The 13977-nt window shown below is 35.0% G+C and carries 18 protein-coding genes; 10 read left to right on the top strand and 8 right to left on the bottom strand.

Annotated features, from left to right (window positions below; all coding sequences use genetic code 11):
• Positions 1 to 88: 88 nt before the first annotated feature.
• The 9 genes from AC5P2S_RS11195 to AC5P2S_RS11235 all read left to right on the top strand — a co-directional run bounded on the left by AC5P2S_RS11195 (position 89) and on the right by AC5P2S_RS11235 (position 8802).
• Entirely contained in the window at positions 89 to 1078 is a 990-nt protein-coding gene (locus tag AC5P2S_RS11195) for an alpha/beta hydrolase fold domain-containing protein (RefSeq protein ID WP_494554889.1), read from the top strand.
• 55 nt (positions 1079 to 1133) lie between these two features.
• Entirely contained in the window at positions 1134 to 2198 is a 1065-nt protein-coding gene (locus tag AC5P2S_RS11200) for an alpha/beta hydrolase (RefSeq protein ID WP_494554890.1), read from the top strand.
• Between the two features lie 174 nt (positions 2199 to 2372).
• A complete protein-coding gene (gene rbfA / locus AC5P2S_RS11205; protein WP_283417941.1) occupies positions 2373 to 2735 on the top strand; it encodes a 30S ribosome-binding factor RbfA in 363 nt (120 codons plus the stop codon).
• 2 nt (positions 2736 to 2737) lie between these two features.
• Positions 2738 to 3940: an ABC transporter permease gene (locus AC5P2S_RS11210; RefSeq protein ID WP_494554891.1), complete on the top strand. Its 1203-nt coding sequence runs from the start codon at positions 2738 to 2740 to the stop codon at positions 3938 to 3940.
• 211 nt (positions 3941 to 4151) lie between these two features.
• Positions 4152 to 5288: an endonuclease gene (locus AC5P2S_RS11215; RefSeq protein ID WP_494554892.1), complete on the top strand. Its 1137-nt coding sequence runs from the start codon at positions 4152 to 4154 to the stop codon at positions 5286 to 5288.
• Between the two features lie 195 nt (positions 5289 to 5483).
• Entirely contained in the window at positions 5484 to 6560 is a 1077-nt protein-coding gene (locus tag AC5P2S_RS11220) for an endonuclease (protein ID WP_494554893.1), read from the top strand.
• 177 nt (positions 6561 to 6737) lie between these two features.
• Complete coding sequence (locus AC5P2S_RS11225) at positions 6738 to 7799, top strand: endonuclease (protein ID WP_494554894.1); 1062 nt, start codon at positions 6738 to 6740, stop codon at positions 7797 to 7799.
• 83 nt (positions 7800 to 7882) lie between these two features.
• Entirely contained in the window at positions 7883 to 8551 is a 669-nt protein-coding gene (locus tag AC5P2S_RS11230) for a GDSL-type esterase/lipase family protein (RefSeq protein ID WP_494554895.1), read from the top strand.
• A 98-nt stretch (positions 8552 to 8649) separates the two neighbouring features.
• Positions 8650 to 8802, top strand: a complete 153-nt coding sequence (locus tag AC5P2S_RS11235) for a hypothetical protein (protein WP_494554896.1) — start codon at positions 8650 to 8652, stop codon at positions 8800 to 8802.
• On the opposite strand, the gene AC5P2S_RS11240 is transcribed toward AC5P2S_RS11235, so the two are convergent.
• Positions 8795 to 9439, bottom strand: a complete 645-nt coding sequence (locus AC5P2S_RS11240) for a J domain-containing protein (protein WP_494554897.1) — start codon at positions 9437 to 9439, stop codon at positions 8795 to 8797. The two genes, AC5P2S_RS11235 and AC5P2S_RS11240, sit on opposite strands and share 8 nt — an antisense overlap.
• Before the next feature lie 180 nt (positions 9440 to 9619).
• Positions 9620 to 9859, bottom strand: a complete 240-nt coding sequence (locus AC5P2S_RS11245) for a hypothetical protein (protein ID WP_283417933.1) — start codon at positions 9857 to 9859, stop codon at positions 9620 to 9622.
• A 281-nt stretch (positions 9860 to 10140) separates the two neighbouring features.
• Between AC5P2S_RS11245 and AC5P2S_RS11250 the strand changes: the two genes are divergently transcribed.
• Positions 10141 to 10686, top strand: coding sequence for a dihydrofolate reductase family protein (locus AC5P2S_RS11250; RefSeq protein ID WP_494554898.1), 546 nt, complete (start codon positions 10141 to 10143; stop codon positions 10684 to 10686).
• Positions 10687 to 10715: 29 nt separating this feature from the next.
• Here the strand turns inward: AC5P2S_RS11250 and AC5P2S_RS11255 are convergent, their stop codons facing one another.
• The 6 genes from AC5P2S_RS11255 to AC5P2S_RS11280 form a co-directional block, all read right to left on the bottom strand.
• Entirely contained in the window at positions 10716 to 11159 is a 444-nt protein-coding gene (locus tag AC5P2S_RS11255) for an SRPBCC domain-containing protein (RefSeq protein WP_494554899.1), read from the bottom strand.
• 146 nt (positions 11160 to 11305) lie between these two features.
• Positions 11306 to 11743, bottom strand: a complete 438-nt coding sequence (locus AC5P2S_RS11260) for a VOC family protein (protein ID WP_283417930.1) — start codon at positions 11741 to 11743, stop codon at positions 11306 to 11308.
• 28 nt (positions 11744 to 11771) lie between these two features.
• The gene (locus AC5P2S_RS11265; RefSeq protein ID WP_494554900.1) at positions 11772 to 12548 is read right to left on the bottom strand and encodes an alpha/beta fold hydrolase; all 777 of its coding nucleotides are present in this window, start codon (positions 12546 to 12548) and stop codon (positions 11772 to 11774) included.
• A 6-nt stretch (positions 12549 to 12554) separates the two neighbouring features.
• Complete coding sequence (locus AC5P2S_RS11270) at positions 12555 to 12989, bottom strand: SRPBCC family protein (RefSeq protein WP_494554901.1); 435 nt, start codon at positions 12987 to 12989, stop codon at positions 12555 to 12557.
• Between the two features lies 1 nt (position 12990).
• Complete coding sequence (locus AC5P2S_RS11275) at positions 12991 to 13515, bottom strand: DinB family protein (protein ID WP_494554902.1); 525 nt, start codon at positions 13513 to 13515, stop codon at positions 12991 to 12993.
• 10 nt (positions 13516 to 13525) lie between these two features.
• The gene (locus AC5P2S_RS11280) at positions 13526 to 13972 is read right to left on the bottom strand and encodes an SRPBCC family protein (protein WP_494554903.1); all 447 of its coding nucleotides are present in this window, start codon (positions 13970 to 13972) and stop codon (positions 13526 to 13528) included.
• Positions 13973 to 13977: the final 5 nt, after the last annotated feature.

The following is a 13977-nucleotide window of genomic DNA, read 5'->3' on the forward strand; positions in this document are numbered from 1 at the left end:
AACAAAACCTTAAATTTTTCATAAAATCAAAATTTAACATAATGTCAGGACGGAAATTTATTTATATTTGAGATGCAATACATTTTAAATGAAGGCCAAATACAGAGTTATACTTGTTTTTTCTTTAATTATTCTCAGTTTTCTAAGTTATAAGTTGAGCTCGGCAAAAGTAAATTCGGACATACAATTGCCAAAATTGGTTCAAAATTTCAACCTTCAAAAAGATATAATATACAAAATCACATCTGATGAAAAACCTCTGAAACTGGACGTTTATCAGCCAAAGAATCTGAGAAAAGAAAAATCACCAGTAGTCGTGTTCATTCACGGTGGCGCATGGGTAATCGGTGACAAAAGTGTAGTTCGACAAAACTTCCGAGAATATGTTTTAAAAGAATTGGTAGACAATGGTTACAACGTTATCAGCATCAATTTTACAAATATCGACAGCAACACACACCTTGAGAAAACCCTGCAAGATTGCAAAGATGTTTTGACATGGATTAGAGACAATGCTGAAAAATATAAGTTCGACACCGATAATATTGGTGTTTGGGGCGGATCTTCAGGAGCCCATATCGCAATGTTAACCGCTTATAATCAAGAGAAGGAAACAACAGAATCTCCTCAACTGAAATATGTTGTGAACTTTTACGGACCATCTGATCTTAATGAGCTTTTTAAAACCGATGCGAACATACTCTTGTTAGAAGCATTCAGGATGTACTATCCCAAAACTTATAAAACAAGACATCAAAAAATATTGCAGCTGACCGGTTTTGACATCAAAACTCAAAAAGAAAAAGCCATCAAAAGATGCGAAGAACTCTCTCCTATTACTTATATAACAGAAAAAACAGTGCCTACACTTATTTTTCACGGAAGCGGAGACAGCGTTGTTGATATTTCACAATCCCAACTGTTATCAGATGTTCTGGAGGAAAACAATGTATATCACCAGTACTTTATACTTGATAATGCGAAACACACATTCAGCAATATCAATTTGAATGAAGCAAAAGATGTTGCTGAAAAAACTTTGGAATTCATCAAATCACAAACCCAATATGCCCGGTAATCAGCTGCCTCTAAAAAGATTGTCATCAGCACTTTTAGTCTTGATATCTTGGATTATGAATGCTCAAATCATTTTTAAGATCACAAAGCTCCCTGAAAACAAAGAAAATTCAAGAATATTTTTGGCTTCCAGCCTTAATAATTGGAATCCGGGTGATCAGCAATTTGAATTCACAAAGATTAATGGATTTTACACGTTAACGATCCCGAATCCTTCACAAAAAATAGAATATAAAATCACTCAGGGAAATTGGGAAACAGCAGAAGACTCTCCAAACAGAGTCCTGGAAGTTTCTAACTCTTCAAAAACTGTTGAATTAAAAATCCAAAACTGGGCGCAACCAAAAGAGAAAAAACATACTGCGGCTTCGAATGTCAAAATATTAAGTGAGAATTTTAAAATCCCACAACTTAATACAACCAGAAAGATTTGGATATATCTTCCGCCCGATTATGAAACTTCCAGCAAGAGATATCCCGTAATCTATATGCATGATGGGCAAAATCTTTTTGATGAATTCACTAGCTTTTCCGGAGAATGGAGCGTGGATGAAACCCTGAATGATATCTACAAAGCAACCGGAAAATCTGCCATAGTCATCGGAATTGATAATGGCGGAGAAAGCAGACTAGCCGAATATTCGCCATGGAATAATGATAAATACAAAACCAAAGGCGAAGGTGATCTTTATACCGATTTTTTGGCAAAAACCCTGAAACCTTATATTGATAAAACTTACAAAACGCAGAAACAGGCTTCAAAAACGTTGATTATGGGAAGTTCTATGGGCGGGTTGATTTCGCTTTATGCTTCTGTCAAATATCCTGCTGTTTTTGGAAAAGCCGGAATTTTCAGCCCGGCATTCTGGTTTGTTTCGAAAGACCTGAAAATTTATCTGAATAAAAACCATAACAATCTAAAGAATTCTAAATTTTATTTCGTGGCAGGCAAAAACGAAGATGAAACAATGGCTCCGGAAATTGCAATTGTATATCAGGCACTGATCAAAAAATCTGTTCCGGAGAAAAACATCATTGTAAAAATAGATGAAGATGGAACGCACTCCGAAAGTTACTGGAAACGAGAGCTGAAACAAGCTTTGATATGGTTGCTGAATTAATAACTGAAGATGTATTTGTTATGCAAACAGATGTATGACGACAAAATCCCTAGCCCCGATTGCAGCGGTTACCCCGCAACAAGCTTTGGGAAAGCCTGGGCGTGAGGAGTATGAGCGCAAAGCGGGAAACAGCTCCAAAAAAATCAAAATAAAAACACTAAATTTGCAGCATTTATGGAAAGCAACAGACAAAGAAAAGTAGCGCAAATTATTCAGGAAGATATGGCAGAAATCTTCCGTAAACAAGCATCGGAAAGCCAGCAAAGCAGCTTCTTGGTGTCGGTTTCTGATGTTAAAGTCACTCCTGATCTGGGGATTGCAAAAATATACCTTAGCATTTTCCCTGCGGAATTGAGGAAGCCCATTATGAAGGAAATCAATGAGAATAATGCTTTTTACCGTAATTATCTGGGGCAAAAAATGTCTAAGCAGGTTCGTATCATCCCGCAATTGGTTTTCTATATCGATACAAGCCTGGATGATGTAGAGCGCATAGAAAAAGAACTGAGAGGCGAAGGCGACAATCCAATCCTGTAGTATTGAAAAATGCTTTTTACATAGCATCGCGTTATCTGATTGCCCGAAAAGGCAGTACAGCAGTAACTTTTATTACCTGGCTGGCAGCATTTGCAATGGTAGCGGCAGTCGCGGCAATGTTTATTATCATATCCGTTTTCTCCGGTCTGGAAGAGATGAACAAGCAAATGATCGCTAATCTCCACGCTGATCTTACCATTAAAAGTAAAACAGGAAAGGTTCTGCCTGAGATTGATAAAATCCAAAAAGCACTCCGTAACAACCAAGATATTGCTCATTTTTCCAAAGTAATAGAAGAAAAAGTATACCTCGGTTACAAGGATAACGGCGAGATTGCTTATCTGCGTGGTGTGGATTCTGCTTACACCAATGTGAATCCCATTAATGACAATATATTTTACGGGAAGTATCCTGACTTCAAATACAGTAATGAAGTTATTATGGAAAATGGTCTGGATAACAGACTTTCGTTACCCGTTAACTCCAGTCAGGATTTTGCAACGATTCTGATGCCTAAACCTGGAAAAGGAATTATCCAGCAGGAAAATGACATTTTCAATAAGAAAGATATCTATGTCACAGGGATATTCCCAGGCAATGACCAGATTGACAATTACATCATATCACCAATTGAGCTGACTCAGGAACTTTTAGGACTCTCAAAATCGGCGTGTTATCAGATTGTAATCAAACTAAAAAATCCGGCCAAGGCAGACCTTGTAAAATCGAATCTTCTCAAAGAACTGGGAAATCAAATTACAGTCAATACAAAATCTGAAGAAAATGCAGCATTCTGGAAAATGATCAATACAGAGAAGCTGATGATCTATCTGATTTTCGGTTTGGTTATCTTCATCACGACATTCAATCTGGCTGGAGCCATTACTATATTACAGCTAGATAAAAAGGATCAGGCAAAATCGTTGATTGCTTTGGGTTTTAATATGAAAAATCTTCGCTTGATCTATTTCTTTACAGGTTTGTTAATTGTATTATTAGGAATCCTGTGTGGCTTAATTATTGGTTCGGCTATCTGTTTTTTACAAATCAATACAGGATTTTTCAAGGCGAGCGAGAGTCTTGCTTTTCCGGTAAAGATCGAATTGATTAATTATTTTATTGTTTCAGCTATTGCATTGTTTTTTGGATTGTCTATCTCTTGGCTATTCTCAAAAGTTAACAAAAAACATATCGTTGAGAACTAAAATCAACAACAATTAAATACATAGAACCAATTATTGTTGGTTCTTTTTTTATTGTATTATTTGGCCAAGAATTATTTCAACTAATATTCTATTATTTATCAAAAAAATAAATTAACACAACGTTATGTTAACTTAATTTTTACTTAAAAATGAAGTATTGAGCAAAAATAAAAAAGATTAAATAGTAATTTTACATTCTTAATTTATTGAAATGAAAAAATCTATTTTTATTCTGTTTATCAGTATTTTCAGTTTAGGATTTTCCCAGATTCCAACCGGATATTATGATGGAACTAATGGCCTTACTGGTTATGCTTTAAAATCAAAACTTGCTCAAATTATTACTAACGGAGCAAAAGATATGGGCTATGGTAGTGGTACAGGTGGATTATGGTTGGGATATAAAACAACCGATATTGATAAATATTACGAAAATGACGGAACTATCATTGATATGTATTCTGAAAATCCCGCAGCTAATACACCAGGAATAAGCAATGATCCCTACGAATTCAAATGGGGACAAGTTTCTGCTGGTGGAAACCAATGTGGAAGTTATTCCGGAGAAGGAAGCTGCTATAACAGGGAACACTCTATACCAAAAACATATTTTGGGGGAATAAATGCTGTTCCAATGTCGCATGACATTCATTTTGTTGTTCCGACAGATGGCTATACTAACTCGAAAAGAGGAGATTATCCTTATGGAGAAGTATCTACACCAACATGGACATCTAGAAATGGCACTAAAGTAGGACCAAGTAAAGTCCCTGGTTACAGTGGATCGGTTTTTGAGCCTGTCAATGAATTTAAAGGTGATTTTGCAAGGATGGCTTTATATTTTGTGACAAGATATGAAGATAATTTAACTTCTTTTAGCCAATATCAGACTGCTTCCAGCCCATTGGACGGATCAAAAAACAGAGGTTTACAATTATGGTACCTTAATCTGATGCTGAAATGGAGCGAACAAGATCCGGTTTCTCAAAAAGAAATCGATAGAAACAATGCAGCATACACTTTCCAGGGAAACAGAAATCCATTTATTGATCACCCAGAATGGATAGAAGCAATCTGGGGAAAATCTCCTTTAGCTGTAGATGACACTTCTTTTTCGAAAAATCTGACAATTGCTCCAAACCCTGTAAAAGGTAATATTATTAATATAACAGGAGACAAAGATTTGAAACAGTTCAAAAAAGCATTCATCTATAACATGGTTGGACAAAGTGTTCAGACTATCGAAAACCCTTTCCAGAACGGGAATACAATTATTCTTAATAATCTTCCAAAAGGCGTTTATATTCTTAAAACCGGAGAATTAAACACTAAATTTATTGTAGAATAATTTTTAAATCGAGGATGTTAAAAAAAGGCAGATATTTTTTCTGTCTTTTTTATTTTTGACAATTATAACTTTCTTTTTTTAAATTATTAATCAGAAATTTATTAATAAATTAATACTATCCATACTATATTGTTAAAAAGAATTTGGTTTTTTTGAGAAATTATTTTATACCTTTAGCGCCCTTAATTTTTTGAAATGAAAAAATGTATTTTTATCCTTTTTGTAGGATTCTTTGGTCTTATTAATGCACAAGAACCAACAGGATATTACAGCACAGCGACCGGACTTTCTGGTTACGCTTTAAAAACAAAACTTAGTGAGATAATCTCTGCAGGTTATCAAACTAAAAGTTATGATGCACTTTATGATGCATATCCAAGTTCTGATACCGATAAATGGTATGAAAATGACGGCTCTGTCTTAGATATATATTCTGAGAATCCAACCGGAACAGATCCTTACAATTTTATTCATGGGCAGAAAAAATGTGGCAATTACAGTAACGAAGGCGATTGCTACAATAGAGAACACACTGTACCACAAAGCTTATTTGGAAGTAAAAGTCCTATGGTTTCAGACTTACTTCACATTCTTCCTACGGATGGAAAAGTGAACGGCATGAGAAGTAATTATCCTTATGGCAAAGTAACAAATCCTACATGGACATCCAAAAATGGTTCTAAATTAGGAGCAAACTCTACCAGCGGATACTCGGGGACAGCTTTTGAACCAATCAATGAATTCAAAGGTGATGTTGCAAGATGCTTGTTATATTTTGTGACAAGATATCAATCTCAACTTTCCGGATTCTCCAGTGGAAATATTCTTAATCCTTCAAATCCAACTCAAGGATTACAAACGTGGGAACTAAACCTACTTTTGCTTTGGCATCAGCAAGACCCTGTTTCTGAAAGAGAAATTGCAAGAAACAATGCAGCATATGCACATCAAAAAAACAGAAATCCTTTTGTAGATCACCCAGAATGGGTTACTCAAATCTGGGGACTTTCACCACTTGCAGTAGAAGATGCTTCTTTTTCTAAGAATCTGACAATTGCTCCAAACCCGGTAAAAGGTAATATCATTAATGTAACAGGAGACAAAGATCTTAAGAAATTCCAAAAGGCGTTCATCTATAATATGGTTGGACAAAATGTTCAGACTATTGAAAATCCTTTCCAAAACGGAAATACAATTACGTTGAAAAATCTACCAAAAGGGATTTACATCCTTAAAACTGGAGAATTAAATACAAAGTTCATTGTAGAATAGAATTTTTCTGAAATAGAAACTTTTAAAGACAGAGTAATATTGCTCTGTCTTTTATTTTGATAATGGAGATATATTCTACTATTAGTATCATAAAATTAATATTTACAGTAATTTATTGCAAATATTTAATTTATTAAGATAATATTTAGTAACTTTAGCCCCCTTAATTTTTTTAAAATGAAAAAATATATTTTTACACTTTGTATTGGGATTTTTGGTATTATTTCAGCCCAGATTCCGACAGGATATTACGATGGAACTGATGGACTGAGTGGAGCCCAACTTAAAACCAAACTAAGTCAAATTGCTACAAGTGGACACCAAGATAAAGGTTATGGATGGAGTGTATTTGCTTCGGCAGATAGAGATAAGTATTATGAAAATGATAATTCTGTATTAGATGTTTATTCAGAAAACCCGACCGGGACGGATCCATATAAATATACGATTGTGACAAATCAATGTGGAAGTTACAGTGGAGAAGGCTCATGCTATAACAGAGAACATTCTATACCCAAATCAACGTTCAATGATGCCACGCCAATGCACAACGATTATCATCACCTCTTGCCTACCGATGGATATGTAAATGGAAAAAGGAGCAACTGGCCATACGGAGAAGTTGGCACAGCAAGCTGGACTTCCAAGAACGGATCAAAATTAGGTTCAAGCAAATTAAATGGTTATTCAGGAACTGTTTTTGAACCTATTAATGAATTTAAAGGTGATATTGCACGCATCTATTTTTATTTTGCAACAAGATATCAGTCTCAGATCACTACATTCAGTTATGATATGTATGACGGTTCTACTTTCAAGGTTTTTGCTGAGCCGTTTTTATCTATGTTACTAAGATGGCATCAGCAAGACCCAATTTCCCAAAAAGAAATTGATAGAAACAATGCTATTGCTTTATATCAGGGAAACAGAAACCCTTATGTTGATCATCCTGAATTCATAGCAAAAATCTGGGGAACTGTAATGGCTGTAGATGACGCTTCATTCTCTAAGAATCTTACAATTGCTCCTAATCCTGTAAAAGGTAATACAATCCAGGTAACAGGAGATAAAGATTTGAAACAATACAAAACGGCATTTATCTACAATACTGTTGGACAAAATGTTCAAACGATTGAAAATCCTTTTCAAAACGGAAATACAATTATCTTGAAAAATCTCTCAAAAGGTGTTTACATCTTGAAAACAGGAGAATTGAACACGAAATTTATCGTTGATTAATTGTCTTAAACAAATATTAAAAACCTGAAATCAGTTGCTTTTGCAGCTGATTTTTTTTATCTTGAAAATTTAAAAATTTAAAAATGAAATACAACAGACAGCTTTTCAAAAAGTTTTTTTTCTTGGCACTGATTCTCAACTCTCTCCTATTCTTTGCTCAGGATAAACCTTACTGGAAAGAGATTCAAGAATTCAAAAAATTAGATCAAACCAACGGAATTCCGAAAAAACCAATTCTATTCGTAGGAAGTTCTTCTTTCACTTACTGGAAAGATGTTAATGATTATTTTCCTGGAAAAACTATTATCAACAGAGGTTTTGGAGGTTCCCGATTATTAGATCTTAATAATTATGCTGATGATCTATTAGATCCGTACAATCCTAAACAAATCGTTATCTATTGCGGAGAAAATGATATTGCAACTGACAATCCAACTCCGGCCGAAGTTCTGGAAAGATTCAAGATATTCTTTGAAAAGATCAGATCAAAGTATCCGAAGGTTCCTGTTGCTTATGTTTCCATCAAATATTCGCCAAGTCGTGAACAATTCTGGCCTCAAATGAAAGAACTTAATGAATCTATAGAAGCTTACCTAAAAACTCAAAAAAGAGCAAAATATATTGACATTACCAAAGTAATGAATGACGAAAACGGTAAAGTAAGAACCGATATCTTCAAGGGAGACATGCTGCATATGAAGCCCGAAGGTTACAGACTTTGGACAAAAGTGATAGCGCCTTATTTAAAATAAGCCCTTAAAACATAAAACTAATTCATTAGTTGTTAATTAATTAAGGAATTTTTTGCTTTTAATTTGTATTTAGTCTAAATTACTTTATATTTGCAGTCATGATTCCAACAGTTATTCCTTTCAAGATTGCACCTTTGGCTCCGGCTTACAGAAGTGGTGAAGTAATGTATTGTGACAAGAAAAAATGCTGTAAAAAATTCAAGAAAGGAAAACGTTGTAAAAAATGTCCCGGCAGACTGAAAATCAGTTAAACATCAGCCAGATAATCATAGCAATTAGTGCTAAAAATACAATAACAGAAACCAGTCTTTTAGATTGGTTTTCTTTTTTGGGTGATTTTTGGAAAGATTCAGATGGATTGTGCAACGACTCTTTTTCATCAGAACCAGATTCAGATTCTGCTAGCTCTGTAATCGTAATGCCCTGAACAATCGTTTTGTGAAGAACTGTATTGGTCGCGTGAAGCAAAATCTGGAATTTCCCTTGAGAATCAAATTCCTTAATTCGAATTGTCCTTTCACCATTCGGTTTTTCTAATCCAAAAGGGACTATTTTCACCAGATCAGCATCGTAAGTATTCCAGTAAACTGTTATTTCTTCGCCCACTTTCGCCCGGATTTTACTCGCAGAAAAATTTTTGATTTTCGGAGGTAAAATGCTTTTTACATTTCGTTGTTGATTGCTGAGATTCTGGTCATAAAGTCGTCTTCTATCCGTGTCAGTCAGTGTTTCATAAGCTTCCTGAATTTCCCTGAATCTATCCGAAAAGAACTCGTCATTTTCATTTTTATCGGGATGATACTTCAGAGACAGTTTTCTGTAGGCTTTTTTGATGTCTTCTGCTGAAGCATTTTGAGGAATTCCGAGAAAGTAGTAGTAATCCTTCACAAAGCAAATTTAAGGATTCCGTTCATTTTAATAACACTCAAAAATTAATTTCTCGTTGATTTCACAGATTACGCAGGTAGAAAATCTGCAAAATTTGCCTGATTTGCAAGAAATAAAAGAAAAAAAAACGGAAAGTTCTCACTTCCCGTTTTTTAACAATTTAATTTAATTTCTAAAAAATTATTCTGCAGATCTTGGCTTACAGCAACCTCTTCCGAATTGCGTTCTCACTTTTTCTTTCAGTGAGTTGTATTCTTCGTCATTCATAGTTCTGATTCTGTCTGCAAATCCGAACGGCGTTCTTTCTTTCACGTCATACTCGTCGAAGATTCCTCTTACGAATGCTTTTCTTTTTTGTGCTTTTTTGGCTATGATTGCGATAGCTGCTAAACCTGCAATTGCTAAAATTCCTTTTTTCATTTTTTTAAAGTTTTACGTTTTACATTTAGGAAGACGCAACCTCGAATCTTTTACTTTAAATAATTATTTGGGCGCCTTTATCCGCCCTCCGTTCCCGCTTTTTTGTCATTGCGAGCGAAGTGAAGCAATCTGTTGAACTTTTATACAATCGCAATAACAAAAAGAGCTCTACTCAGGTCGGGGCGCAACTGCGCAGCCTAGAAAGATCTGTCACACTATAGAAAGTTACTCGCAATTTTGTAATTTTAAAATTTTCAGAATTAAAATATTTATTACGAAAAATGAGAAAAATAATATTAGACTTAGCGGTAACTTTAGACGGTTTTATAGAAGGTCCTAATGGAGAAATCGATTGGTGCATTATGGATGATGATATGGACTTTGACGGATTTCTATCTTCTGTTGACACCATTTTCTATGGGCGAATAAGTTATGATGCCTGGGGAAATTTTAAACCAGAAAGCAGTGCCGATGACGTCGAAAAGAATCTTTGGAGTAATGTTCACTCAAAGAAAAAATACGTTTTCTCAAAACAAAACAGACAAGATGAAAATGCGACTTTCATTAATTCTGGTATACAGACAAAAGTTGAAGAAATAAAAAAAGAAGCCGGAAAAGATATCTGGTTGTATGGTGGTGCAAGTTTGATTAAAACATTCATTCAATCAAATCTTGTAGATATATACCGAATTTCTGTCCATCCAATAGCATTAGGAAGCGGAAAACCATTGTTTGAAGACTTAACCGAGCGACTCAATCTCAAACTGATAAAAACAAATATCTTTAAGTCAGGAGTTGTGCAATTGATCTATGAACCATTAAAATAAAAAAGCCTTGCAATCGCAAAGCTTTAATTTTAGTTAGTTTTCATAAAGTCGAAAGCACCTTTTCTTAGATGAATCCCGTATTCCAGCCACGCTTTCATACAAGCCAGAAAATTGGCCCAGCCTTCAGTTTGACCGATTGCCCACTTTATCCCTTTTTCATCATTGCTATGCCCTTCTTCGGCAACTTTTATCACTGTGTTATTTTCAGACAACTGTTGTAATTCAATTGTCACAACAGATTCTGGATCCCAAACCAAAACAATTTTTTCATTGGGAATTATTTCTTTCGTTGTCAATGGATAAGAACCATCAAATTCGGGGAAAGACCAGAAGATTTCTTTACCGGCTTCCATTCTTCCGGAACCTTTGGAAATGAAATAATTCCGCATTATTTCCGGATTGACAATCGCTTCAAATACTTCTGAAACAGGCTTCTGGATTCCGATAGAAGCTTTTGCTGCAACTTTTTCCATAGAGTTATTTTTTAATTAATCACAAAGACACAAATGTCCAGATTTTAATATGGTTAAAGGAACAAGGGATTTTGCTAAACAATACAACTTTGTGCCTTAAAAAATTAATATTCAAATAATTATTTTGTGCCTTTGTGTAAAACTATTTATCCTTCGTAACCAGAATCTTTACTGAAATTCACCATCCAGTAAACACCGTATTTGTCTTTGAAGCTACCGAAATAGTCGCCCCAAAATTGGTCAGCCATTGGCATCTCAACTTCTCCGCCAGCAGAAAGTCCATTGAAAATCCGGTCTGCTTCTTCCCTACTTTCCGGGAAAATGGAAATATAATTTCCGTTTCCCTGATTGAGCTTGTGTCCCATAGACGGAACAATGTCCGAAGCCATCAAGAGGTCTTTTCCTATTGGCAACGCAATGTGCATCACACGGTTTTTTTCATCTTCGGGAAGATGTTCTGTTCCTGGTGCATTTCCCATTTTCATAACACCACCTACGAATTCGCCACCGAAAACAGATTGATAAAATTTGAAAGCTTCTTCTGCTGTACCGTCAAAATTGAGGTATGAATTTAATTTTGGCATTTTACATTTTTTTATAGTTATACTTATTTTATGAGTTTAAAAACTTTTTGATTTGAGATATTGTGAAATCGATGAGTTCTGTATCTGCATTTCCATTCTCATCAGCCATCATATAATTACCGTGACCTGCCGGTAAAATCATTACTTTGGAATCTGGAATCAGCTGATTCATTTCTGCGATATGTTGCACTTTTATCACATCTTTATCACCTGCAATCAGGAAAACAGGACTTTTTATGGATTTCAAAACCTCATCATCAATATCTTGAAAGTTTATCATCCGCTGGCTGTCTTTCTCAAACATATTTTTTAAAAGCCTGTCGTCCGGATTGATTTTCAGGAAATTATCCTTCAGTTTTTGCATAATATTCTCTACACTTGCTTTGGACATCCCTTCAAAAAAACCGTCTATCATTCCGTTTCGTTTGGTAACACCAGATGCAGCCACCATTTTCTCTACATTATCAGGAAAAAGATGACCAATTTGTAAAACCGTTGTCGCACCATTGCTGAAACCGAAAAAAGAAGCTTTTATAATATTAAGTTTCTCCAAAACCGCCATTATATCTCTTGCATCCTGTTCAAAAGTTTCAGCGATATTGCGATGTTCAGACTTACCGTGATTTTGTAGATCAATGACAATCAACTGAAAATCATTCTCTAATCTCTTAATTGTTTCCTCAAAATCATAAAATCCCGATGAACCGCCTCCGTGAATCAGAACCAACGGCTTTCCTACTCCATAGATTTCGTAATAGAGATTGATATCGTCAGCTTTCTGAAAGCCATTTGATTTTGGTTTCATCAATGTTTATGAATTTAAAGATTTTTCTAAATTTTCCAAATATTGAGTCCAAGCGCCGGAACAATTTTTATAACATTCGATATTTGGAATCAAACCTTCGTGTATAAATGTGACGTTTGTTCCGTTATCAGTTTTTTCCAGATTGAATTTAATTTTGGTATTTTCCCATTCATGAGTATCATTAATAAAAGACAAATTGCTTTCAGTGACCAGCCAAGCAAGTTCTCTATCAGGCTGTATTTCAATTAATTTTTGTTTTGAAAAATGGACACCATCTCCTGCCGAAAAAGAAAATTCGTCACCAATCTTATTTGTATCTCCAGTTATTTTTTCTCCGAAAAAACCGTTCCACCAACTGCGTACATCTTGTAAAATGGGAAAAATTTCATTCGCTGATTTGTTGGAATGGAAACTGTATTCAAAGTTTTTAGCATTTACCATTTTAATATTTTAAATCTTTATCGAAGTTATATTTCATGCCTTCGTAACCGAGAATCTTTCTCATCAGCCCTAATTGTCCGGCCAGGTAATCCTCCCTTCCAATACACATTCCAATAAAATTGAGAACATCTTCTTTGAAAAAGTCGACATCAATACCCATCGGGAAAGCTTTGTCTAAGTCTTCGTCAGTAACTTGCAGCAATTTCTGGTAAACCAAAGGAGAAATCTTATGAAAACTATCTTTTAATTGTTCTAATGTTGGATAATTAAAATTTTCATCCAAAGCTTTTCCCTGGAAAAATAATTCGCTGAAAGGATCTTCTTCTTTGAGTCCGAGAACCCAACCCAAACTGTAACGCATATTAACAAAATTCCCAACCATCCAAATGATGTGATTGGTTTTTCCATCAATTCTTTTTTTGGCATCTTCTTCGGAAATACCATCCAAAACCATGACAAAAGTTTGTGAGTGCGCACGAAATGCGGGAATGACTATATCTAATTTATCTGATGTCGGTTTATCCATTATTGCGTTTTTAAATTAATTTTTCAGAAAGATTTTTTACGACTTCTAATCCTTTATTGAAACCTTCATCCATCATATCTTTATAGCTATTGTCGACATCGACTTCAACTTTGAGTGTTGTTTTCCCGTTATGATTTTCAAGATAATAAGCTTCCAGGCTTCCGTTCCAGGCTTTCACTTTTTCGCTGTCAACATCTTCCACGCCATCATTAAGTTCACCAAGATGTTTAAATATCAAATGCTTTGGTTCTTCGAAACGTTCTATTGTACTGACCATACCATTTTGTCCACTTGCATCCGTAAAATACGTTTTACCTCCAACTTCCCAATCCGTTTTCATCAAAGAACCCGGACTGAAATAATGTGTCCATTGAGAATAAGTTTTATCATTCCACAGAACATCCCAGACTTTTTCTGCCGGTGCATCAATCTCAATCTGATACCTTAATGTTTCCATAACTT

The organism is Epilithonimonas sp. 33E (genome assembly GCF_059372615.1).